The following is a 22,534-nucleotide window of genomic DNA, read 5'->3' on the forward strand; positions in this document are numbered from 1 at the left end:
TAATAGAAGACTTTTTTGATTTCATATATGATGCCTAGTTATTTTTAACAAGGCATCATACATTAGTTTAATGCTTAGTCAAAAAATTATTAATATTTTTTAATAATTACCCACCGAATTGCTCTTTAATAATTCTATCTTCCAGCGTATGGTTTTTATTAAAGAGCAGTTTGACAGACTTATCCTTAGTAGATTTAACGGTAACATTTGTGATATTATGAAACTCCTGAAAGTCGGCAGTAGCATTTACCGGTCGTTTATTTGTATTAAGTATTTCAAATTTAATCGTAGCAGATGAAAGCAGTAAAGCACCGTGCCATCTACGCGGTCTAAACGAGCAGATAGGGGTTAGGCATAACATGTTTGACTCAAGCGGTAAAATAGGACCGCTGGCAGATAAATTATAAGCACTACTTCCGGCAGGTGTTGCAACTAAAGCTCCGTCTGCTACTAATTCGTTCATTCTCTCTATCCCGTTTACTTCTATTCTAAATTTAGCAGCTTGATTAGTTTTACGAAATATCGATACTTCGTTAATAGCAAGTGCCGTATATATTTGACCGCTCGTATCTGCGACTTGCATAAGAAGAGGATTTAGGATAGAAACCGTACTTTCGTGTATATTTTGTAATAATTTTTTGGTATCTAAAGGATTCATTAAAAAGCCGAGGCTTCCTAAATTAACTCCGTAAAAAGGTATATTAAGATGCATATAGCGGTGAATATTATGTAGTAATTCTCCATCCCCGCCTATTACGATAATGACCTCCGCTTCCTCTATTTTACAATAATTATAGAGTTTTTTTATTTCCTCTATAATAGCTAAATGTTTGGAATTGTGGTTATAAATCAATGCTATTTTATTTATATTCATTATATGAATTTCTTTTTTAATATATAGACGCTTAACTAATAATAAGTTATAAGAATAAAATAATAAAATAAATATTAAGTTAAATTATGTCATCATTCAACATCAAAAATCATAAAAATGATCTGCTATTTGTACCGCTAGGGGGCTCTAATGAAATAGGTATGAATCTTAATCTTTACCATTATCAAGGTCAATGGTTAATGATTGATTGTGGTAGCGGTTTTGCCGATGATTATTTACCCGGTGTTGATATGATAATTGCTGATAGCAGCTTTATCGAGAAATATAAAAAAGATATAGTAGGTCTGATTTTAACTCATGCTCACGAGGATCATTTAGGTGGAGTCCAATATTTATGGAATAGACTTAAATGTCCTATTTATAGTACTACTTTTACAGCAAATTTTCTAAAAATTCGTTTAAATGAATATGATTTTGCTAAAAATATAAAAATTCATGAAGTAAAACCCGGTAGTAAAATAAATCTAGATCCTTTTTCCTTAGAGATGGTGCCACTGACTCACTCGGCTCCTGAAATGCAAGCAATTATGATCCGTACGGATGCAGGTAATATTTTACATACGGGGGATTGGAAATTTGATAACGATCCGATACTTGGGAAAAAAGCCGATGAGGAGCTTTTAAAATCTTACGGAGATGAAGGGGTTCTTGCACTTGTTTGTGATTCAACTAACGTATTTAATAAAGGAAGCTCAGGTTCTGAGGGGGATGTTAGAAAAAGTTTAGTAGATATTATAGCCGGTTGTCCTCAAATGGTAGTAGTTTCAACCTTTGCCTCTAATTTAGCACGGCTTGATACAATAATTCATGCTGCAGGGCTTGCGGGTAGAAAAGTAGTCTTAACCGGTAGAAGTTTGCACCGTATGATGCTTGCTGCACAGGAAAGCGGCTATTTGAAAGATATTGCTCCTCTAATTAGTGAACGTGATGTTAGCAGATTTAGAAGAGAAGAATTATTAGTAATTGCTACCGGTTGTCAAGGTGAGCCTATGGCTGCTACCGCAAAACTGGCTAGTAATTCTCATCCGTCTATAAAGCTTGTTCCTAAGGATACAATGATTTTTTCTTCAAAAATTATTCCGGGTAATGAAAAGAAAATATTCAGGCTATTTAATATATTTGTTAAAGCCGGTGTAGAAGTTATTACAGAGCGAGACCATTTTGTACATGTTTCAGGACATCCATCGATTGACGAGCTACAAAAAATGTATTCTCTAATTAGACCGAATATTTGTATACCTGTTCACGGCGAGCCTGTACATATTCATGAACATGTTAAGCTTGCTAAGAAAAACGGCATAAAACAGGTAGTAGAGGTTGAAAATGGTAGTGTAGTACTGCTTGAACCTAATAATGCAAAAGTAATTTCAAAGGTTGAAAACGGTTATTTAGCTGTTGACGGTAATTATTTGCTGCCCGTTGAATCTCCGATTTTCAAAGCTAGAAGACGTATGCGTGAGTCGGGTATCGTGGTAGCATCAGTAGTCATTAATAAAAAAGGACTGCTTGCTGCAAACCCAATGCTGTCTATGCCCGGGCTGCTTGATCCGAAAGAGGATATGGCATTAGTTAACCTCATTAAAAACGACATTCAAGAACTTGTGACCATTCAAAATAAACAGGCTAAAAAAGCATTGTCGGATGAACAAGTAATCGAGGCAATAAAAGGAACAATCCGTAAAACCTTAAAACAAGAAATTAATAAGTCACCCGTTATAATAGTAAATCTTGAGAAAGCTGTGGAGTAGTGAAATTGTTATTGTGAGTAGGTATTGTTTTATGGCTCGAGAAATTCGCTCAATGTCATTCCCACAGAAGCGGGAATTCAGAAACACAACTTCAATATTGATACAGAAGTTACATATTTGATAAAAAAACCATATAAAAACAAGTTTTTATATGGTTTTACTGGATTCCCCCCTTCGTGAGAATGACATAAACAAGCCAAGCAACGATACCTACAAACCTGCAAGTGACAAAGAAAAAATAAGCACATGAACAAATTTAAAAATATTGCGGTTTATGGGGGAGGGAGTTTTGGTACTAGCCTTGCTTCTTTAGCAGCACAAAACTGTAATAACGTTACTTTATTTTTACGTGATGAGGCAATAGCAAAGGAAATTTTACATAACAAAACTAATGTAAAATATTTAGGGGATATTAAATTACCTGCTCATTTACAGGCTACTACAAACTTAGATATAATTAAGGATTTTGAATTAATTATTATTGCAGTGCCGTCTTACGCTTTTGATGACTCAATAAAATTATTAAAAACTCACAGCATTTCTAAAGACAATACTCTTCTAATTGCAACAAAAGGCTTTGCCCGTAATCCTACCGCATTATTTTCAGATAGGTTAAAAACTCTATTACCGCATAGTCCTACAGCGTTTTTTGTAGGTCCGAATCTAGCAAAAGAACTTGCTAAAAATTTACCTGCTTCGGCAAGTATTGCAAGTTTAGATATAGATATAGCAAATAAAATAGCTTATAACCTAAGTTCAAAAATTTTTACTACTAATGTGTCAAGCGATATTGTAACATTACAGGTAGCAGGAGCTTTAAAAAATATTTTTGCTATTAAAAGCGGGATTGATTTAGCAAGAAAGCAGGGCGAGAATGCAAGAGCAACGCTTATAGTAGCTGCCTTAAAAGAAATTGCTATTTTGTCGAAAGCGTTAGGTGGTATGCAAAAAAATTCTGATATTTTACTAGAGGGCGTAGTAGGCGATTTAGTGCTTACTTGTTATTCGTTAGGTTCACGTAATACAAAATTTGGTTATGAACTTGGAATTAGTAGCGATAAAAAGCAATTTTTACAGGAATATAAAGAGCTAGTAGAGGGAAGAGAAGCATTAAAATTAGTTTTGGATTTGATAAAAAAATATAATTTACATATGCCTATAATTTCCGAAGTAGCTTCATGTGTTATTCCTTATGTCATTCCTGCAAAAGCAGGAATGACATATGAATCCACGCGAGCAATACCAATAAATATGAAAATTTCATATTAAATTAGACACCTTAAATCACATAAAGTTTTTAAAGTTTTAATTAGAAATTTATTTTGGTCTGATGAAGTAAAAATCTTTACAAAATTTAGTGAAAAAAATAAAACCTCATATATTATAAGTAATTATATCTTTAGCTCATTACATGATAATCTTTAGTATAGTTTTTTTTAAAACCGTTTCGGTATTATTAAGTGTAGTAATAGGATTTTTAGCAGGTAAATATTCAAATGTTGAAAGAGATAGTATCTCTTCGTTACTATTCTATTTTATATCGCCTATAGTATTTTTTACGATACCTGCTAGTACAACCTTAACACTTGCGGCATTAAGCATTACGGTTGTAACATTTGTAATTGCAACACTCTTATCGCTCTTTTCTTATTATTTTTTTGGTAAATTTTGGCAGGATCATACACGTAATATTATAGCTTTGTCTGCAGGTACGGCAAATGGCGGGTATTTTATGTTGCCTATAGCTACAGCACTTTTTGATGATTATACATTAAGTATTTACATGATGGTTGTTATAGGAGTGAATATTTATGAATGTTCCGTCGGCTTTTATATTTGTATGAGGAGCTTTGCTAATACCACCGATAGTATATTAAAAGTAGTAAAATTACCGATTTTAAATGCTTTTTTCTTGGGATGTTTATTTAGTTTTTGCGGTTTTACTTTACCGGATTTTTTAGATGATTTTATATATAATATGAAAGGCTCTTTTTCGATACTCGGTATGGTGATGGTGGGTCTTGCTCTTTCGTCTCTACAAAAATTTGAAGTCGATATCAAATTTACTCTTGCTACTTTTGCTGCTAAATTTCTATTCTATCCTTTGGGAGTAGGGTTATTTATCATGTTTGATCATTTTGTAACAAAATGGTATAACAATGATTACTATAATGCCCTAAAACTACTTTCTACGGCACCACTCGCAGCAAATACTATAGTTATAGCGAATTTACAGAAATTTTACCCTGAAAAAGTTGCAGCTACTGTGTTTTTATCTTTGCTTTTTGTAGTTATATATATGCCGACCATGGTCAGTATATTTTTAAGTGACTTAAATTAATAACATGATGACAATTGATGACAATGATTTTTTTACAATTTATTCTAAATTGGTATTAATAGGTTCATATGAAAATTAATTCAATAAAAATTGGTCCCTATATTAATTTATTACCTCTTCAATATATACCGAAACATAAAATTTCTTATTTGGAATTCGGTGATCCTAAAAATAAAAATATAATAGTATGTGCTCACGGTTTAACTAGAAATGCTCATGATTTTGATAAAATAGCTAAAGAGTTGAGTAAAAATTATAGAGTAATTGCAATAAATTATCCCGGTCGCAGTGATAGCGAAAATTTTAAAAAAGCTAATCATTATAACTATACGACTTATATTAAAGATACGTTATTTTTTTTAAAAAGGCTAAATATCAAAAATCCTATCTGGCTTGGTACTTCAATGGGCGGTATTATAGGTATGGTACTTGCCAGTAAATATAAAAATATTTTTAAAGCCTTAATATTAAATGATATAGGGGCGTTTATTGATGCGGCTCCTTTAATTAAAATGGGAGGTTATGCTAAAAAAACGATACTCTTAGATGATTTGGCTAGTGCAAAAGAACATTTAAAACTTATTTATGCACAAAGCGGTATTAAAGATGAAGAAGATTGGGATTATTTAACAAAATATAGTGTCATTTCTACATTCGGCGGAAAATATAAAATGAATTATGATCCTGCTATAACAAAAGGAATGAAAAATGCTAGTAACCAGGAAGATATTAAACTATGGTCTGTATGGAATAAAATAAAATGTAGAATATTAGTAATTCATGGGATGAAATCTCAAATTTTAACAAAATCTACTCTTAAAAAGATGAAAGAAACAAAAATTTTTGATCTTTATGAAATAAAATATGCCGGTCATGCTCCTTCTCTAATGAACCCTGAAGAAATTAACTATGTCAAATCTTGGTTAGAAAAGAAGTCTTAGATTGTATGACCTTGTATTGTACGAACGTTCAGGATGTCATTCCCGCTTTCGCGGGAATCCAGAAAAATAACCTTAATCTTAGTACAAAAATTACATATTTCATACAATAAACATATAAAAAAATTGTTTTTTATATGTTTTTCTGGATTCCTGCTTTCGCATGAATGACATAGGCATCATTTAAATTAATAAATAATAATTATGAAAATTACTACTAAAGTACTAATAATAGGTTCAGGACCTGCGGGCTTAAGTGCCGCTATTTATACAGCTAGAGCTGCTTTAAAACCAATATTAATAAATGGTATGCAGCCAGGCGGGCAGCTGACAATTACCACCGGTGTTGAGAACTATCCAGGATTTGCGGAAACGGTGCAAGGACCTTGGCTTATGGAGCAGATGTATATGCAGGCTAAAAATGTCGGTACGGAAATTGTTAGTGATTACGTAGAAAAGGTGGATTTATCAAAAAGACCTTTTAAAGTATTTACAGGAGCAGGAAATGAATATGACGCGGAGAGCATAATCATTTGTACCGGTGCGGAAGCAAAATGGCTTGGTATAGCTTCAGAGCAGAAATTTCGTGGTTTTGGTGTTTCGGCATGTGCTACTTGCGATGGTGTCTTTTTTAAGAATCAAGCAATAGTTGTAGTAGGGGGAGGAAATAGTGCAGTAGAAGAAGCTTTATACTTAACCAATCATGCTAACAAAGTCACTATAGTGCATAGAAGAGATAGTTTTAGAGCTGAGAAAATATTACAGGATCGATTATTTAAAAATTCTAAAATATCAGTAATTTGGGATCATGTAGTAGATGAGATTGTAGGTAGCAATAAACCAAAATCCGTTACTGGAGTTAAAATTCAAAATGTTCACACCAAAGAGAGTAGTTTATTGAATTGTAGCGGTGTATTTATAGCTATTGGGCATGCACCGAATACGGGGCTATTTACCGGACAAATTGTAATGGATGACGATAATTATATCATCACGAAGTCAGGCACTACTAGAACTAGTGTAGAAGGTGTTTTTGCTGCTGGTGACGTTCAGGATAAAATTTATAGACAAGCAGTAACTGCTGCAGGAACAGGCTGTATGGCGGCTCTTGAGGCTGCAAAATTTCTCAATAAATAATTTAGATTTTTTAGCTGTAAATTAACATATAAGTTAATAAAAAATTGTTGCATTTAGTAAGACACTTATTATAGTCATTGTGTATTAATTTAATTAGGTACAAATATATAATGACTTGGAACAAATATACCACCACAAAAACAAAATATTGATACATATCCATTACTTATGAAATTTTTAGTTGGATGAGGTAGTTTTAACATACAAAATTTAGAAGCATTGAAAAATGCTAATTTAGAAATAGAGCTAGCAGAAGCCAAAAAATTTTTAATATATTCGGCAATTAAATTTTACTTAAATCATTTTTATCCAAATAGCCAAAGTGAAAAATTTACAGAGCTAGAAATAACCGGAGTTAGATATGATCAAGTGATAAAGGCTCCTGATATTAGGTTAGCTACCGATAAGCCTACGACTACTAATATATTTAAAAATTTGACTTTGGACTCAATATGTTACATCAGAATTGGAGTTTTAATGGAGATGACTCAAATGATTGGCTGTTAGCAAGTATAAATCTTAATAAAGGCGGTTATTTAATAACTTAGAAAAAGTATTTCTCTCAGCTGTGATCTCTTTAGAGTCACAATTAATAAATCCTAAGCAAAAATATTACTCTGATATTTCATCTGAGGTTATTGAGTATACATGGGGTAAAGGAGTTAAAGGTAATTATTTAGAGCCATTCAAGAATTTAATAGCTTTTGAAGTCCCTCTGAGTTATGGGTTAAAATAGCTGAGGCTATAAAGGTAGATAAAGTATCAAATGTATTGTGAGACAATATTCTAGAAGACTTAAACAAGATAGGTGTATGACTTTATTATAATATAACTGAAAACTCTGCTATATTATCTGACATTGGATATAAATTCCTCAAGAAATATTGAATCTTATATTAAATGCAATAGCTCCTGAAGATATCATTAATATTATAAAACATGCTAATTTGGCAAATATTTCTTATGATGTATTAGAAAGTCAAATGGGTGGTGAAGATTTTGGTATAAATAATTCATTATAAATATTTTTCTTTCTAGTATTGCCGTATAATTTTAATATAAGTTTATAACACTTTTCTCGAGCCATGCAACAACGCCAATGTTCGCTCGCAATGACGATTTTAGTATCCACGCAGGTAAAAATATATGAACTTACTTAAAAACATTACGGGAAAGAATTATATAAACGGTGAATTTATAGAGTTCGGGAAGCAAATATCCGTTATTAATCCTGCGACCTTAAAAGAAATTGCTACAGTTCCGAATTTAGGATTATCTGAGATTAATTCAGCGATTAATAATACGGTGACTAGTTTTGCTTTATGGTCACAAAGTTCATTTGAAGCGAGAATAGCGATTCTTAGAAGATGGTATAATTTAGTAATCGAAAATATTGAGGAGTTAAGTCATATATTAACCCTAGAGCAGGGTAAAGTACTTGCTGAATCAAAAAAAGAAATTTTATATGGAGCCTCTTTTATTGATTGGTATACATATGCTATACATAATATTCATTCGACTATCAAACCCGGTAATAGTAACACTCATAAAATTGTTACGCAATATGAGCCTGTAGGACCGTCTGCTGCTATAACTCCTTGGAATTTTCCAAATGCAATGATTGCTCGCAAGGTAGTACCTGCAATAGCTGCGGGTTGCAGCGTTATATTAAAACCGTCAAGTCTTACGCCTCTATCAGCTTTAGTACTTGCGAAATTTGCAAGCGATGCCGGTTTGCCTGCCGGAGTATTTAATGTAATTACAGGTAGTTCAGATATTATAGGTAAGGCTTTTTGTGAAGATTTTAGGCTTCGGAAATTATCATTTACCGGCGCTACAAATGTCGGTAAAATTCTATATCAAAATGCCGCAAATACTCTAAAACGTTTATCTTTGGAACTTGGCGGCAATGCTCCTTTCATTATAACGGCAGATAATAATTTAGAGAAAGTAGTAAGTGATTTAGTAATCGCTAAAACTAGAAATAGTGGACAGTCTTGTACTTCACCTAACAGAATATTTATAGAAGAATCTATATATGAAAAATTTATAGAAATTCTAAAGGCTAAATTTACTAAGCTTAAAGCTGGTGACGGATTTGATAAGGAATCGGATGTAGGTCCGTTAATTAATTCTGCTGCCATAGAAAAAATACAAAAGTTACTCGCTGATGCACAAAGTAAAGGAGCTAAATTAATTTGCGGCGGTAAAACTGTTGATAATTTTATTGAGCCTACTATTATTATTGACTGTTTGGATAATATGGATATCTTTAGAATAGAAATATTCGGTCCGGTAGTTGCTTGTTATAAATTCAAAGATTTGGATGAAGTAATAGAACATGCAAATAATACCGAATACGGCTTGCAAGGATATGTATATTCAAATAATATATCCGTGGCACAAATGATAGCGTCTAAGCTTGATTTTGGTATGGTATCGATTAACGACCCGTTACCTGCAAATGCAAAAGCACCTTTTGCAGGACGTAAAGCTTCAGGTTTTGGAGTGGAAGGCTCATTTGAAGGGATATTTGAATATCTAAATACGAAATATATAAATTTACAGAATTAAGCATGCCCGCATGGTTCCTTTTATGTCATTCCTGCGAAAGCAGGAATCTAATAAAGAATATAATTCTTTGTAGCAGTATTAAGATTATTTTTTCTGGATTCCCGCCTACGCGGGAATGACATAGAAAATATAATAATCTAAATAGTAAAAATTATGCTAGTGCTTGTAGATAATATTGAAGTACAAATTGAAAAAATTTATGAAGTATTTGATTTAATAGATAATGAAGGAGCTGATCTTTTGTTATGGGCATTATCTGATTGTCTTGCCGAGCTATTGCTCAATATAAAGAATCGTTAACAATTGAATATGTTGATCCTTTGATGCAACTAATTAAAAGGTTTGAAGAGCAAAATACTATAATACCCAAAATGCTTAATAATGCTTTAAGCAATATATTATTAATCCTTGAAGATGGATGTAAAGCTGAAGAATCAGAACTAATAGAAAATATAATTAATAGTTTAAATACTCTTGATATGTTAGGAGGACATGCATAGTAATCTTCCAAAAATCTCAATAGTTTTACCGGTTTATAATAGAAAGAAGCTGTTACCTTTTGCTATTGAGAGTTGCCTTAATCAAAGTTTTAAAGACTTTGAGCTTATTATTATTGATGATTGCTCAAAAGATAATAGCGTTATAGTAGCTAGGACATATGCAGAGCAGGATTCACGTATTAAGGTAATAGTAAATGAGACCAATAAAAGATTACCGGCAAGTCTTAATATTGCTTTTAAAGAGGCCAAGGGGGAGTATTTTACTTGGACTTCAGATGATAATCTTTTCCATGAAAATGCTTTAGAAAAAATGGTTAAGATACTTGATAATTCACCTGAGATAGGGCTTGTATATACTGATTATACTTTGATCGATGACCACGGTAAAGTAGGAAGAAGACTTTATCAAGAACCTCCTGAGTTTTTACCGATTAGAGATTGCGTCGGTGCATGTTTCTTATATAGAGCCGATTTAGCAAGGCAAGTAGGTGGATATAATGAAAATATGCAGTTAGTGGATGATTATGAATATTGGCTAAGGTTTGGGCTTGTTACGCAATTTGCTCATATACCGGAATCTTTATATTTCTACCGAGTACATGATCACAGCTTAACAATAGAGCGTAAAGTAGAAGCAAAACAGGCAAAAAGAGTTTTAAAAGCATTATTTAAAGATCAATATATTATTCCTGCTGAGATTAAACCTATAAATGATTTATATAATTGGTTTATTGAAGATAGAAATTTAAGCTCTTATTTTAGGTTATTTAAAATAATTATTTGTAGTCCGATAATTACTATTTCGTATATTATTAAAAATCTAAGAAGAATAAGGTGATATTTTAATGCTTTAATGTCATGCCCGCTTTTGCGGGAATGACATAGTAGAGCCATAGCACAACATCCTTAAAATAAATGCAAAATCAAGATTTCATACATACATTAAATCCAGAGCAGCAAAAAGCAGTTCTTCACACTGAAGGACCGCTTTTATTGCTTGCAGGTGCAGGGACAGGTAAAACAAAGGTACTTACCTCAAGAATAGCTAATATTATTCACCAAAATTTAGCCTCACCTCAAAATATTCTAGCCGTTACTTTTACTAATAAAGCTGCTAAAGAAATGGCTGAAAGAGTTAATAGTCTAATTAATTGCTATGGTCTTAATATAGGCACTTTCCACTCAATGGCAGCTAGGATATTACGTGACCAGATTGAGCATTTAAATCTTGGTTTAAATAATAGATTTACTATTATTAGTCATGATGATCAATTAAAACTAGTGCAAGATATAGTAAAGCTAAAAGATATTGATACTAAACAATATGCTCCTAAATTAATACATATCATAATTTCTAGATGGAAAGATCAAGGATTATTACCAACTAAACTATCAGTATCAGATACTAATTTACCGTTGCAGAGGGTTGCAAAACTTGTATACGAAGAATATCAGAAAAATTTACTTATTTCTAATGTTTTAGATTTTGGAGATTTGCTACTTTATAATAATGAGCTTTTTATTAAAAACTCTGAAATACTAAGATATTACCAAGAAAAATATCGATATATTTTAATTGATGAATATCAAGACACTAACGTTGTCCAGTATTTATGGGCAAGAATGCTCGCAAGTTTATATAAAAATATTTGCTGTGTAGGGGATGATGATCAATCTATTTATGGTTGGCGAGGAGCAGAAGTCGGGAATATATTACGTTTTGAAAAAGATTTTGCAGGTGCAACAGTTATTAAATTAGAGCAGAATTATAGATCAACTTTGCCAATACTTGCTGCTGCTTCCAATGTTATCAATAATAATAAAAACCGTCACAGTAAAACGTTATGGACGGATAGGGAAAACGGTGAAAAGATAAAAATTATCTCTTGTTGGAGTGATAAAGAAGAAGCAAGATATATAGCCGGTGAAATAGATAAGTTAGTGCGAGAAAACCGGTATAATGCCGGCAATATTGCAATATTAGTACGAGCCGGATTTCAAACAAGAAGTTTTGAGGAAGCGTTTATAAATAGTGCTATGCCTTATAAAATTATAGGCGGTTTGCGGTTCTATGAACGTATGGAAATAAGAGATGTGCTTGCTTATATCCGTATATCTTTGAATAAAAATGACAATCTAGCACTTGAGCGTATTATAAATGTGCCGAAAAGGGCAATAGGTGCAGCTAGCTTAAATAAAATTAGAGGTTATGCACTTGAGCGAAATATTTCTAATTTCGCAGCCATTAAAGAAATGCTAGAAATAGGTGCGATTAAAGCAAAATCATATGAAACTCTAAAAGATTTGGTTACTAAAATCGATAATTGGTACGAAAGATTTAGTATAGATGCTCCAATAAACGTAGTTAAAGCAATACTTGATGATTCTGGTTATCTTGAAATGCTTCAAGAAGAAAAAACCGAAGAAGCATTCGGTAGAATCGAAAATATTAACGAAATGCTTAGAGCTATTGCTGAATTTAACGATGTTCATGATTTTATCGAACATTCAAGCTTAGTTATGGAAAATGAAGTGCTTGAAACCAATTACGGTGGCTCGGTTACTATAATGACCCTGCACGCAGCTAAAGGGCTTGAGTTTGACGTGGTATTTTTACCGGGCTGGGAAGAGGGGGTATTTCCGTCTCAAAGATCTCTAGACGAAGATGGCGACAAAGGCTTAGAAGAAGAACGCCGCATTGCTTATGTCGGTATTACGAGAGCCAAAAAAGACCTCTACATTACTCATGCTGAAAGCAGAAAAATATTTTATGAAATAGTCCGTTCTTACCCTTCAAGGTTCATAACTGAAATCCCTGATGAAATTACGATCAGGACCTCTTCTATGAAAAAATACAATTCTTTTTATAAGTTTTAATGAATTTTCATTCATAAATTTTAAATTGGTTTGCCATAGATTTAAGTGAGTCTCAAGTAGAGCAGATGAACGACGAAAAACGTAATGGCTTAAGCGAAGATGAAGTGATGGATATTAAAAAACCATTAGAAAAAGCTATGTTAGAATTAGCTAACCAAAAAATATCTAAAGAACAATATAGAGAGAAATTAATAGATAAAACATTAGATAACCTTAAAGAAAATGTTTCAGAAACAACATTAGGTAACTACAGAAAATTTCTTACTAAAAATACTACCCCTAAACTTGATAAACAAGAGCAAATTAATGATCCAAAACAAGTAGAAGCATTAACACAAGCAGCATTAAAGATAGCTGAATTTTTAAAAATTACTTTTCAAACAAATGAAAAAGAAGCAAAAGCTTTATCGTCTATTCATGAGTTAGGAGTAAATGAGCCTAATATAATTAAAACTTTATTACCAGCGATAAGTAAACTACCGTCTGAAAAAATGATAGAGCAAGGTAAAGAAATTATCAAGAATTTTGCCCCATTACTTGAGAGCAGCAATTTTGCACTTGTTAACGGTACTAAAAGAGTATTAGCAGAGTTAAATCCTGGATATTTAAGGAACACACGGATGGGGGGAGAAAGTTATAGCATGAGAATTACAAAGAGTAACCAAACCTAAGCTATGGCAAAGAATAGTAGCAGTTTTTACCGGTACGGATTATGCTCAAAAAAATATAGATAAAGCATTTGCTAACTTTGAAAAAAGTAATAGTTTACATATAGAAACGAAAAATTTGTCGGAAGAACTACAAAGAGAAAAACAAGCACCCAATATTGTAAAGCAAAATAAAACAATACCCCAAGGCTATAAGTCTTCTATATCAACCCCTATCTCTCATGTTGAAAACCTTAATAAAAGTAGAGAGAGTGGGCAACAGTCAGGGCATAGTAAGTAGTGCTTTATATGATAATATAGTTGCGAATTTTTAAAAAGTTTGATAATTATTCATTATATCAAATAACTTAATAATGAGTATTATATGGCAGAGATTATAACTAATATGGATGATACTATTAAAAAAAACGATGAAGTGACTGAGATATTGGCTGCAGTAAAAGATAAAATAGTTGATATAAAAAACGTAGATAGGAGATTAGATACTTTGAATAAAAATATTGTTACTCCCGATCCTATTCAACAATATTTACAATCTGAAGAATATATCACTAGTACGCTTGAAGTACTTGCCAGTAAAATTATTAGTGAAGTTGTAGAAAATAAAGATATACAAAAATTAGTAGATAACTTGCATATCAATTTAGGACAAGATATAAAACTAATACCTAGTGTAGCAGATAAGCTAAAGTTTGATGTCGCAAGGGCTGAAGCAGCACTTAAGGGTTTTGTACTGCCTCTAAATACAGGAGGACCTTTTGATGAATTATCATTGATGGGTATAGAAGATGAAGAAGAAATCTTTGCCAATCCTATAAGAGCAACTAAAGAAGCATTAATAGCCGTAAGCGGAAAGTCTATACCTAAAGAGCAATATGCACAGGCTGTAAAAGATCAAGCTATAGAAATCTTAAAACAAGATCCTAAAAACACTCCAGACAAACTTGAGAAATATGAAAAATTTATTATGCAAGGAGATCAAAACCAGAAATTTAATAAAAATAGTAAGCAGTTTATCCCAAGAGTAAATCAATTATCTCAAGTGGAATTTAAGGCATTACAAAATGCAGCCACTTATACGGTACAGCAGGTTATTAATAGATTAGAAAAAAATAATAAAATTAGTAAGCAATTAGAACAAATTATTATACTTACTAACTCATCAGGCATAAAGAATCCTGAAATAATAAGGGAATTAAATAAGTTAGATTCTACTTATCTAACTGAGAATAGTACTAAAATAGCCACTGAATTAAAAGATATTAATGATAGAGGTACTTCTTTATGGGAAAAATTTAAGCAGATATTTACAGGTAGAAACTATTTGGAAAAAAGATTAGGAAAAGTTGTAGATAAATATATTACTCTGAGTGATGGATATGTAGTGAAGACAATTAATGATAAAATCTTTTCAAATGCTTTAACAAATCCTGACATTGCTGCAGGTCTAACAAAATTTTTAAATGAAAATAAAGATAAAGTAGCAACTAATCCTGAATTTAAAAATTTAATTCCTGTTACGGGTGAGCCTATTATAGTGCAACCGCAACAAATTAATAATTTTAATTTAGCGGAACTCAGAAAAATCAATCCAATAGCATTTGATAAAACCATATTTGAAGATTTAATAAAACTAAGAAGTTCTAATATAAAATCTCCGCACATCACTCCTAATCCTTCTACTAAAAATCAAGAAGCAGTAAGAAGAAAGGGTTAAATTTTAATATAACTTCATCATTGTGAGGAGGCGTTGTTACATTGCTTCTATGTCATGCCCGCGAAAGCGGGAATCTAGATTTTTTATTGTCACCCCGTGGCGTGACCACGGGGTCTTGTATCACCAGCTGAGTCCTAAGATACCGCAATCAAGTTGCAGTATGACATTAAAGGTTACTAGATTGCTGCTTTCGCAGAAATGACATCAGAACATAAAGATTTAGGTGAGATGCTTAAATACGCCTCTTTCCATAATTCATTATAAAGAATAGGATCGATATTACCGCCTGAGATTAGTACTAGTAATTTTTGAGGTTTGGATTGTGTTTTTAAAAAATTTACCACTGAAACCATGTTTATACTACTTGACGGCTCGCATATTACTTTAAGTAAATGAGTAAGCCACGCCGTCCAGTAATATATTTCATATTCTTCTGCTAAATAAAAATCATCAAGTTTTTTCAGATATTCAAATGTACGAGCTGATATACTCAAGGTTTTAAGACCGTCCGCAATAGTATTTGGAGCATAGTTAAATCTATATGTTTTATTATCTTTAACAGATAAATAAGCATCATTGGCATTTAAAGGTTCTGAACCTATTAACAAGCTTGTCGGTGATATTAATTCCTTGGCAAGATATGCGCCAGAAATTAAACCGCCGCCGCCGCAAGAGGCAAAAATAGCATCAGGACTAAAACCTAGCTGCTGTAATGCTTCATAGCATAACGTGCCTGCTCCTGCTATTGTAGAATCACTATCGGAAGGATGCATATAGTAAAATCCTTGCTTTTCATCTTCTTTTGCTTTTTCTTCCGCTTCTTGTCGAGTATATGTATATATAACTTCACCGCCGTAATAAAGAGCTGCTTGCTGTTTTACTTTTGAAGTATTTAACGGTAAATAAATCCTTGTTTTAATACCGAATAATTTGCTCGCATAAGCAAGACCGATTCCATGGTTACCCGTACTATAACCGACTATTTTATCAGGTAATTTTCCTTGCTCTTTTAATTCTAATAAATGATTTAACACGCCTCTAACTTTAAATGCACCGGTTTTTTGTAATGATTCAACCTTAAAAAAAATCTCATGACCGAGCATCTCATTTAAGCTTTCAGAGTGAACGATCGGAGTTAAATGTAGATATTGTTTTATTCTATTATGTGCGGCTGCTACATTTTGAGGAGGTTGTAGTAATAAATTCATAAATATAATTAATAATGGTAGCTTGAAATCAGGTTAATACTATATTATATAGTTAATAATTAGAAATTTTAAAAGGTTTTAATTGATGCATAAAAAATCCCTTCCGTTAATGGCACTGAGAGATATGGTAGTATTTCCGGGAGTAATTGCTCCTATTTTTGTGGGTAGGCCAAAATCGTTGCAAGCACTCTCTCATACTACCATTTCCGAGGAAGATAATAGTAAATATATTTTAGTAACTTTACAGAAAAAATTTGATCAAGAAAACCCTAGTACACACGAACTTTATAACACAGCTATACTTGCCAAGATTATCCAAATAGTGAAGCTGCCTAATAATACGGCAAAAATCTTAATAGAAGCAGTAGCAAGAGTAAAGCTAAGCAATATCAAAGGCGACGAAGCTTTTGAAGCAAATTACGAAATTATTCCAGATGAAGAAATATTTGATGTTAATAACATGCGTTCACTCGTTGATAATGCAGTACAACTATTTAGTAAATATGCGATTAATGATAAGAAAGTTAATGCAGAAATTATTGAAACTATCAATAAAGCAATAAGTAATAGCACTAATTTCATAGATATTATAAATATATTAGCCTCACATTTGATAACTTCACTTGAGGCAAAGCAGCATTTATTAGAAGAAACTAGTCCTTTTAAGCGTATCACTACGGTTATTAGTACGCTTACTTCCAATATAGTAAATTCAGAAACCGAGCAGGCATTGCAGCAAAGAGTAAGAAAGCAAATCGAAAAAACGCAGCGTGATTATTATCTGCACGAACAAATGAAAGCTATTCAAAAAGAGCTTGATGAAGATAAATCAGAACTTGCTGATATTGAGAAAAAAATTAAAAGTTTAAAATTATCAAAAGAAGCAAAAGAAAAAGCTGAGGCTGAACTTAAGAAACTCCGTACTATGAACCAAATGTCAGCGGAGTCGGGAGTAACGCGTAACTATCTTGAGACATTGCTTAGCCTGCCTTGGGGTAAGTATGATAATAGCAAAATAGATATTAACCAAGCAGAGAAAATTTTAAATCGTGACCATTTTGGACTCGAAAAAGTTAAAGAACGAATTATAGAATATTTAGCGGTATTACAGCGTTCAAGTAAAATTAGAGGACCTATATTATGTTTAATAGGTCCGCCAGGGGTCGGTAAAACTTCACTTGTAAAATCTATTGCCGAAGGAATGGGCAGAAAATATACTAAACTTGCGCTCGGCGGTGTTAGAGACGAAGCAGAAATCAGAGGGCATAGAAAAACTTACCTTGGATCAATGCCCGGTAAAATTTTAGGTCAACTTAAGAAAGTTAAGACTAGTAATCCTGTAATGCTGCTTGATGAAATCGATAAAATGAGTTCTGATTTTAGAGGTGATCCGGCATCCGCTTTGCTTGAGGTATTAGACCCTGAGCAGAATAGTCACTTTGTTGATCATTATCTAGAAGTAGAATATGATCTATCAAATGTAATATTTATTGCTACTGCTAACTCTCATGATTTACCTAGAGCTTTAAGTGATAGAATGGAAAAAATATATATTTCCGGTTATGTAGAGGAAACAAAGCTCCAAATTGCTAGAAATTATTTAGTTCCAAAACAATTTAAAATGCATAAAATCAAAAAAGATGAAATTACTATATCCGAGACGGCAATTTTGGATTTAATTAGATATTATACCAAGGAATCAGGTGTAAGAGCTTTAGAGCGTGAAATAGGGGCATTAACTAGAAAAGCATTAAAGCAGATTTTAGCAGATAAAAGTGTTAAGCATATTGCCATAGATAGTAATCATCTTGAAGAATTTTTAGGAGCTAAGAAATATAATTTCGGGCTTGCCGAGAAAGAAGATCAAATAGGAAGTACTACGGGACTTGCTTACACTGAAGTAGGCGGAGAGCTTTTAACTATAGAGGCTTTAGCATTTCCAGGGAAAGGTGAAATAAAGACCACCGGAAAACTCGGTGATGTTATGAAAGAATCGGCAATGGCTGCCTATAGTTGTTTTAGAAGCAGAGCAACAAATTTTGGATTAAAGTACGACAATTATAAAGATTTTGATATTCACATTCACGTACCAGCTGGAGCTATTCCAAAAGATGGGCCGTCTGCTGGCTGTGCTTTGTTTACGACTATTGTTTCGTTGATGACTAAAATACCCGTACATCGTACTGTAGCAATGACCGGTGAAATTACTTTAAGAGGCAATGTTTTACCTATAGGTGGTCTTAAAGAGAAGTTACTGGCTGCAAGTAGGGGAGGTATTAAAACCGTGTTGATTCCTGAAGAAAATGTCAAAGATTTGCAAGATATACCGCCGAATATAAAAGAAAGCCTAGAAATTATATCTGTATCAAATATTGATCAAGTACTTAAGCATGCTTTGGTAGGAACACCGATAAATAAATAGAGATTTGTTAATAGTCAAAATATCATATGTTAAATTAATGCAAGCTATAGTACAGTAATTCTTTTTGACTTTTCAATCAAAATGCGATTTTTCTTGCTTAATTCCTGACTATCTTGAGCTCACCTACTTATTATAGACTCTCTTCCTTACGCCTGTCACTAAATTGGGCTGAATTGACTATATTGTTGCGTGGATCAATTTCACCTCTGTCATCCCGTGGCTTGACCATGGGATCCAGTTAAAACTACTAATAATTTTAGTATTTTGTATTGTTTTTATGGACCCCGTGGGGGTGTGACACAGTAATGCTGCTACTACTGCGGCAGCTACTCAAAGCGGTGTATCTGAGGTAGTAAAATCCATGCCTACAATAAAAGACAACACAGCTTAGTTTATCTTTCCAAAGTTCATTGAGAAATTCCTTTAACTTAATTCTAAATACATAATTAAATTTCTACACTACCAAGTAACAATATTTGTTTGGTACAGCATCGTTCAGAAAGCTTGATACAAGTGAATTTTCTGACATGTGCCTTTGCTCACGTACTTTTTGTACGTTCCGCAGGCTCAGTCGTCAATTCATCTTGTCTAAAGCTTTCTGAATCTAGCTCTATCTGCTTCTATTTTATTATTGTAAAAAAGTTGCTACAAATTATTAATTAAATGTATTAATATTAATGAAAGAATCAAAAATTTTAAGAAAATTTTTAGCAACGGCATCATTATGCGGAACATTATTCACTAGCTCTAATACTGCAGGAGCAACAATTCCTAATCTCGGGAGCGTAAGCTTGAGTCCCGGTGCCGGTCTTGTAGGAGGAGTATTTAATAACGGCAATATTTATTCAAAGGGCTTGGAATTAAAATATCGGCAGATAAAACAAATGCTGTTATTGGCGGGATAAATACATTAATTAATAGCACTACCTGCTTTTGGTGGGGTTGAGGTAAGTCAAAATGTATCAATAGGTGCTTTTAGTGCAACAGTAGGTCTTACTCCTAATTTCACTCCTCTTAAATTTATTAATAATGATGTTACGTCAATTGTTACCGGAGTCGGTAATCAAACATTTAGTAATATAGATTTCGCTGGTAAGAATTCTACTTGACAAATTAATAACGGTTTAAATATTACAACTCAGATAGATAATACGGTAGCTGGCAATAACGGTACAATAACATTTGTAGGTACGGGTACTATATCAAATCACATAGGTCTAACTAACTCTCTTGCTGGAATAAATCTAGGCAACGGGGAAGCACAGATTTATATGTCCGGCGCAGGTAATATTACAATTAATGCTGCAAATATAAATCTTACTAACAATAACTCTATACTTACTCTTTTTGACGGTAATATAACAACGTTAACGGGTAATATAAGTAATACTACCGGCGTTGACGGTCAAGGGATACTAAATCTAGCTCATGATCTTGGTAGTAGTAACATAATAACAGGCGATATAGGTAATATAGGCTCATTAGCCGCAGTATAATGTTTTACTTGGGTCGGCAACACTTAATTCTACAATATTAAAAGCTACTAATATTAATTTACAAAGTAATACGTCCGTACTTAATTTAGATGACGACATAACGGTTGCGGGTAATATAGACGGTGCTAAAGGAGTAAACGGAAATTTTATAGGGAATGCTATACTTAACGGAAAGATAAATAATTTCAATATACTTCAGTGTAATGGAGGTAACGGTAAGATTCTTGATTTACAAGGTAATACTACAGTAAATAGTATTGTTTTTGCAGATAGTGTTTTAGCTGCGGGCACTATAAGTGTTAACAGTCTATTAGATGTAGGAGGTATTACTTTTAATAATAGTAATGCTAGTGGCGGTACTTTAATAATAAATACCGAAAATACAATCAATGTTGCATTATTAAACGCTATAAAAGCAAAAATACAAATAAATGCTAATTTAACAATCAATGATCCAAGTGCCGGAGATATAGGTGATATTAGAATAGCGGATAATACGACATGCAAATGGGAATGTAAATTTGCTAAAATAATAATTTAAACAAATCTGGTAATGATGAATATGGAATAGTGAGAATAGGAGCAATCACAAAATACCTAACCATAGCAAATAACGGTGGACCTTATACTATAGAATACTCATCGCCTTAAGAATTTCATAGTAGACTGAGCAGGTGATGTCGTAGTCGATAATACGGTATTTACGCAGTTACTTAGTATGAATAGCAGGTAACATTTAACCAAGCTTTAGACCTAGGAGCGGGTGGTAACATATTATTTAGAGCAGATGGTGAGTTAATAGTAAATGGTGTGACCAGTTCAGTTACGACCTCTGCAAATAACCAAGGCAATAACCAATGCACACTGACAATACAAAGCGGTAATGTTAACGGTACGATTGGAACTAACGGCAGCAGCTTAAAACTCGTAAATATCGGAGCAACCCCCATTACGTTCTCAGCTAATGTATTTGTTCCCGTAGCTTTAAATAAGAATGGCTCTATCTTAGCTTTAGCAGATGGGGTTACGCTAACCGGTAGCGTAGGAGCAAATGGAGCAGTACTTAGCACCGGCGGTGTAGGCGGTACATTGAATTTTATAGGTGACGGTAATGTAACTCAAAATATAGGTACGGATGCTGCAAATAGCCCTGCTAATGCTAATATAAATATCCCTAACTTTACTTAATGCAGTAATCTCCATTGCGGCAATTAATTTTTGTGCTTCTGCGGTATTTTCTTTCTGTATAGTTCTTATTAATTCTTGATTTGAGGGTTGAAACCATCTAAACATAATTATTTTCGTATTAAATTCTATAAATTTTGTTAAAAATGAGCTTATAGATAGAATCATAATAAGAAGTTTTAAGAATACAATAGAAATTTAACTAAAAGTGCGAACAAATGAGTTGAGGTTACTTTAAGGCATATACAAAGTTAGTTTTTTATAATATTTAAAATTCGGAATTTAAAAGAGTTTAATATGAGAATTAAAACAAAAGGCGAATAAAAGGAGCATATGAATTTTTTAGAAAACGACAGGAAATCCCGAAACCTGAAAGGGGTTGGCGAGAGTGACGGGACTCGAACCCGCGACCTTCTGCGTGACAGGCAGATGCTCTAACCAACTGAGCTACACCCCCTTATATACTCTTCTGCTTTTAAGAATTGCTCTTTCATTTTATCAAGGATTGCATCTGCATCCATTAAGTATAGGCTGCGGGTGCTCACCTCTCAAAAGAAAATTCAATTCTTGAAATCATTTGAGTATAAGTAAAAGATAACAATGTATATAACAATTTTTCTATTTCTGCAAGAGTAAAATATCGTATTTTATCAAAAAATATACAGAACCTAACATCTAGCTTATTCCTAATATTATAATGACTAGATATCTCTATTAATCCAAATGAGTCACTACTAGTTGAAGCCTTGAAAATTATTATACTTTTTAAGGCCTTTGTTAAAAAAGAAAAACCTAGTAGTTACATTTATTTTAATAAAATCTTACTTT

The 22,534-nt window shown here is 32.8% G+C and carries 21 protein-coding genes, 1 tRNA gene and 1 pseudogene; 19 read left to right on the forward strand and 4 right to left on the reverse strand.

From position 1 onward, the window contains the following. Positions 1–106: 106 nt before the first annotated feature. Positions 107–874 (reverse strand): NAD kinase, encoded by a 768-nt coding sequence (locus RSA_RS03105; RefSeq protein ID WP_014364706.1) that lies wholly within the window; start codon positions 872–874, stop codon positions 107–109. 86 nt (positions 875–960) lie between these two features. Here RSA_RS03105 and RSA_RS03110 point away from each other — a divergent pair, with 86 nt between their 5' ends. The 15 genes and pseudogenes from RSA_RS03110 (at position 961) to RSA_RS03165 (ending at position 15,395) form a co-directional block, all read left to right on the forward strand. After that, complete coding sequence (locus tag RSA_RS03110; RefSeq protein ID WP_014364707.1) at positions 961–2,643, forward strand: ribonuclease J; 1,683 nt, start codon at positions 961–963, stop codon at positions 2,641–2,643. Between the two features lie 246 nt (positions 2,644–2,889). Next, positions 2,890–3,912: an NAD(P)H-dependent glycerol-3-phosphate dehydrogenase gene (locus RSA_RS03115; RefSeq protein ID WP_014364708.1), complete on the forward strand. Its 1,023-nt coding sequence runs from the start codon at positions 2,890–2,892 to the stop codon at positions 3,910–3,912. Positions 3,913–4,054: 142 nt separating this feature from the next. Next, positions 4,055–4,984, forward strand: a complete 930-nt coding sequence (locus tag RSA_RS03120) for an AEC family transporter (protein WP_014364709.1) — start codon at positions 4,055–4,057, stop codon at positions 4,982–4,984. Between the two features lie 68 nt (positions 4,985–5,052). Next, entirely contained in the window at positions 5,053–5,925 is an 873-nt protein-coding gene (locus RSA_RS03125) for an alpha/beta fold hydrolase (protein ID WP_012150811.1), read from the forward strand. A gap of 201 nt (positions 5,926–6,126) precedes the next feature. Then, a complete protein-coding gene (gene trxB, locus RSA_RS03130; protein ID WP_014364710.1) occupies positions 6,127–7,059 on the forward strand; it encodes a thioredoxin-disulfide reductase in 933 nt (310 codons plus the stop codon). Positions 7,060–7,278: 219 nt separating this feature from the next. After that, positions 7,279–7,566, forward strand: coding sequence for a hypothetical protein (locus tag RSA_RS03135; RefSeq protein WP_014364711.1), 288 nt, complete (start codon positions 7,279–7,281; stop codon positions 7,564–7,566). A 61-nt stretch (positions 7,567–7,627) separates the two neighbouring features. Continuing rightward, the gene (locus tag RSA_RS08895) at positions 7,628–7,795 is read left to right on the forward strand and encodes a hypothetical protein (RefSeq protein WP_014364712.1); all 168 of its coding nucleotides are present in this window, start codon (positions 7,628–7,630) and stop codon (positions 7,793–7,795) included. 148 nt (positions 7,796–7,943) lie between these two features. Next, positions 7,944–8,081 (forward strand): hypothetical protein, encoded by a 138-nt coding sequence (locus RSA_RS08440; RefSeq protein WP_012262387.1) that lies wholly within the window; start codon positions 7,944–7,946, stop codon positions 8,079–8,081. 124 nt (positions 8,082–8,205) lie between these two features. Then, positions 8,206–9,633, forward strand: a complete 1,428-nt coding sequence (locus RSA_RS03140; RefSeq protein ID WP_014364713.1) for an NAD-dependent succinate-semialdehyde dehydrogenase — start codon at positions 8,206–8,208, stop codon at positions 9,631–9,633. Positions 9,634–9,786: 153 nt separating this feature from the next. Beyond that, positions 9,787–10,133, forward strand: a pseudogene (locus tag RSA_RS03145) (hypothetical protein). Continuing rightward, positions 10,126–10,971, forward strand: coding sequence for a glycosyltransferase (locus RSA_RS03150; RefSeq protein WP_014364714.1), 846 nt, complete (start codon positions 10,126–10,128; stop codon positions 10,969–10,971). Before RSA_RS03145 ends, RSA_RS03150 begins: the two are co-directional and overlap by 8 nt. A gap of 77 nt (positions 10,972–11,048) precedes the next feature. Further along, on the forward strand, positions 11,049–13,010 hold the full coding sequence (gene pcrA / locus RSA_RS03155; protein ID WP_014364715.1) for a DNA helicase PcrA: 1,962 nt from the start codon (positions 11,049–11,051) through the stop codon (positions 13,008–13,010). Positions 13,011–13,075: 65 nt separating this feature from the next. Then, positions 13,076–13,681, forward strand: a complete 606-nt coding sequence (locus RSA_RS03160) for a hypothetical protein (protein ID WP_014364716.1) — start codon at positions 13,076–13,078, stop codon at positions 13,679–13,681. A 115-nt stretch (positions 13,682–13,796) separates the two neighbouring features. Further along, on the forward strand, positions 13,797–13,958 hold the full coding sequence (locus RSA_RS08445; RefSeq protein ID WP_012736381.1) for a hypothetical protein: 162 nt from the start codon (positions 13,797–13,799) through the stop codon (positions 13,956–13,958). A gap of 84 nt (positions 13,959–14,042) precedes the next feature. Continuing rightward, the gene (locus tag RSA_RS03165; protein WP_014364717.1) at positions 14,043–15,395 is read left to right on the forward strand and encodes a hypothetical protein; all 1,353 of its coding nucleotides are present in this window, start codon (positions 14,043–14,045) and stop codon (positions 15,393–15,395) included. Between the two features lie 176 nt (positions 15,396–15,571). On the opposite strand, the gene RSA_RS03170 is transcribed toward RSA_RS03165, so the two are convergent. Next, positions 15,572–16,603 (reverse strand): serine/threonine dehydratase, encoded by a 1,032-nt coding sequence (locus tag RSA_RS03170; RefSeq protein WP_012150822.1) that lies wholly within the window; start codon positions 16,601–16,603, stop codon positions 15,572–15,574. Between the two features lie 85 nt (positions 16,604–16,688). Here RSA_RS03170 and lon point away from each other — a divergent pair, with 85 nt between their 5' ends. From lon to RSA_RS03185, 3 genes are all read left to right on the forward strand, one after another. Further along, on the forward strand, positions 16,689–19,025 hold the full coding sequence (gene lon, locus RSA_RS03175) for an endopeptidase La (RefSeq protein ID WP_014364718.1): 2,337 nt from the start codon (positions 16,689–16,691) through the stop codon (positions 19,023–19,025). 677 nt (positions 19,026–19,702) lie between these two features. Next, the gene (locus RSA_RS03180) at positions 19,703–19,930 is read left to right on the forward strand and encodes a hypothetical protein (protein WP_041472339.1); all 228 of its coding nucleotides are present in this window, start codon (positions 19,703–19,705) and stop codon (positions 19,928–19,930) included. A gap of 366 nt (positions 19,931–20,296) precedes the next feature. Beyond that, positions 20,297–20,521, forward strand: a complete 225-nt coding sequence (locus RSA_RS03185) for a hypothetical protein (protein WP_041472340.1) — start codon at positions 20,297–20,299, stop codon at positions 20,519–20,521. Here the strand turns inward: RSA_RS03185 and RSA_RS03190 are convergent. After that, complete coding sequence (locus tag RSA_RS03190; protein WP_012150824.1) at positions 20,507–20,710, reverse strand: hypothetical protein; 204 nt, start codon at positions 20,708–20,710, stop codon at positions 20,507–20,509. The genes RSA_RS03185 and RSA_RS03190 overlap by 15 nt on opposite strands. 621 nt (positions 20,711–21,331) lie before the next feature. Between RSA_RS03190 and RSA_RS09470 the strand changes: the two genes are divergently transcribed. Then, positions 21,332–21,709, forward strand: a complete 378-nt coding sequence (locus RSA_RS09470; protein ID WP_231284256.1) for a cell surface protein — start codon at positions 21,332–21,334, stop codon at positions 21,707–21,709. Between the two features lie 377 nt (positions 21,710–22,086). On the opposite strand, the gene RSA_RS03205 is transcribed toward RSA_RS09470, so the two are convergent. After that, positions 22,087–22,163 (reverse strand) — tRNA-Asp (locus tag RSA_RS03205). Between the last annotated feature and the right edge of the window lie 371 nt (positions 22,164–22,534).

Origin of the sequence: Rickettsia philipii str. 364D, assembly GCF_000283995.1 — a bacterium.
GTDB classification, from domain to species: domain Bacteria; phylum Pseudomonadota; class Alphaproteobacteria; order Rickettsiales; family Rickettsiaceae; genus Rickettsia; species Rickettsia rickettsii.

Excerpts from the sequence above, each read along its gene's own strand:
- RSA_RS03105 (WP_014364706.1), bottom strand. The coding sequence starts at position 874 with ATGAATATAAATAAAATAGCATTGATTTATAACCACAATTCCAAACAT.
- RSA_RS03110 (WP_014364707.1), top strand. The coding sequence starts at position 961 with ATGTCATCATTCAACATCAAAAATCATAAAAATGATCTGCTATTTGTA.
- RSA_RS03115 (WP_014364708.1), top strand. The coding sequence starts at position 2,890 with ATGAACAAATTTAAAAATATTGCGGTTTATGGGGGAGGGAGTTTTGGT.
- RSA_RS03120 (WP_014364709.1), top strand. The coding sequence starts at position 4,055 with ATGATAATCTTTAGTATAGTTTTTTTTAAAACCGTTTCGGTATTATTA.
- RSA_RS03125 (WP_012150811.1), top strand. The coding sequence starts at position 5,053 with ATGAAAATTAATTCAATAAAAATTGGTCCCTATATTAATTTATTACCT.
- trxB (WP_014364710.1), top strand. The coding sequence starts at position 6,127 with ATGAAAATTACTACTAAAGTACTAATAATAGGTTCAGGACCTGCGGGC.
- RSA_RS03140 (WP_014364713.1), top strand. The coding sequence starts at position 8,206 with ATGAACTTACTTAAAAACATTACGGGAAAGAATTATATAAACGGTGAA.
- RSA_RS03150 (WP_014364714.1), top strand. The coding sequence starts at position 10,126 with ATGCATAGTAATCTTCCAAAAATCTCAATAGTTTTACCGGTTTATAAT.
- pcrA (WP_014364715.1), top strand. The coding sequence starts at position 11,049 with ATGCAAAATCAAGATTTCATACATACATTAAATCCAGAGCAGCAAAAA.
- RSA_RS03160 (WP_014364716.1), top strand. The coding sequence starts at position 13,076 with ATGAACGACGAAAAACGTAATGGCTTAAGCGAAGATGAAGTGATGGAT.
- RSA_RS03165 (WP_014364717.1), top strand. The coding sequence starts at position 14,043 with ATGGCAGAGATTATAACTAATATGGATGATACTATTAAAAAAAACGAT.
- RSA_RS03170 (WP_012150822.1), bottom strand. The coding sequence starts at position 16,603 with ATGAATTTATTACTACAACCTCCTCAAAATGTAGCAGCCGCACATAAT.
- lon (WP_014364718.1), top strand. The coding sequence starts at position 16,689 with ATGCATAAAAAATCCCTTCCGTTAATGGCACTGAGAGATATGGTAGTA.
- RSA_RS03180 (WP_041472339.1), top strand. The coding sequence starts at position 19,703 with ATGAAAGAATCAAAAATTTTAAGAAAATTTTTAGCAACGGCATCATTA.
- RSA_RS03185 (WP_041472340.1), top strand. The coding sequence starts at position 20,297 with ATGTCCGGCGCAGGTAATATTACAATTAATGCTGCAAATATAAATCTT.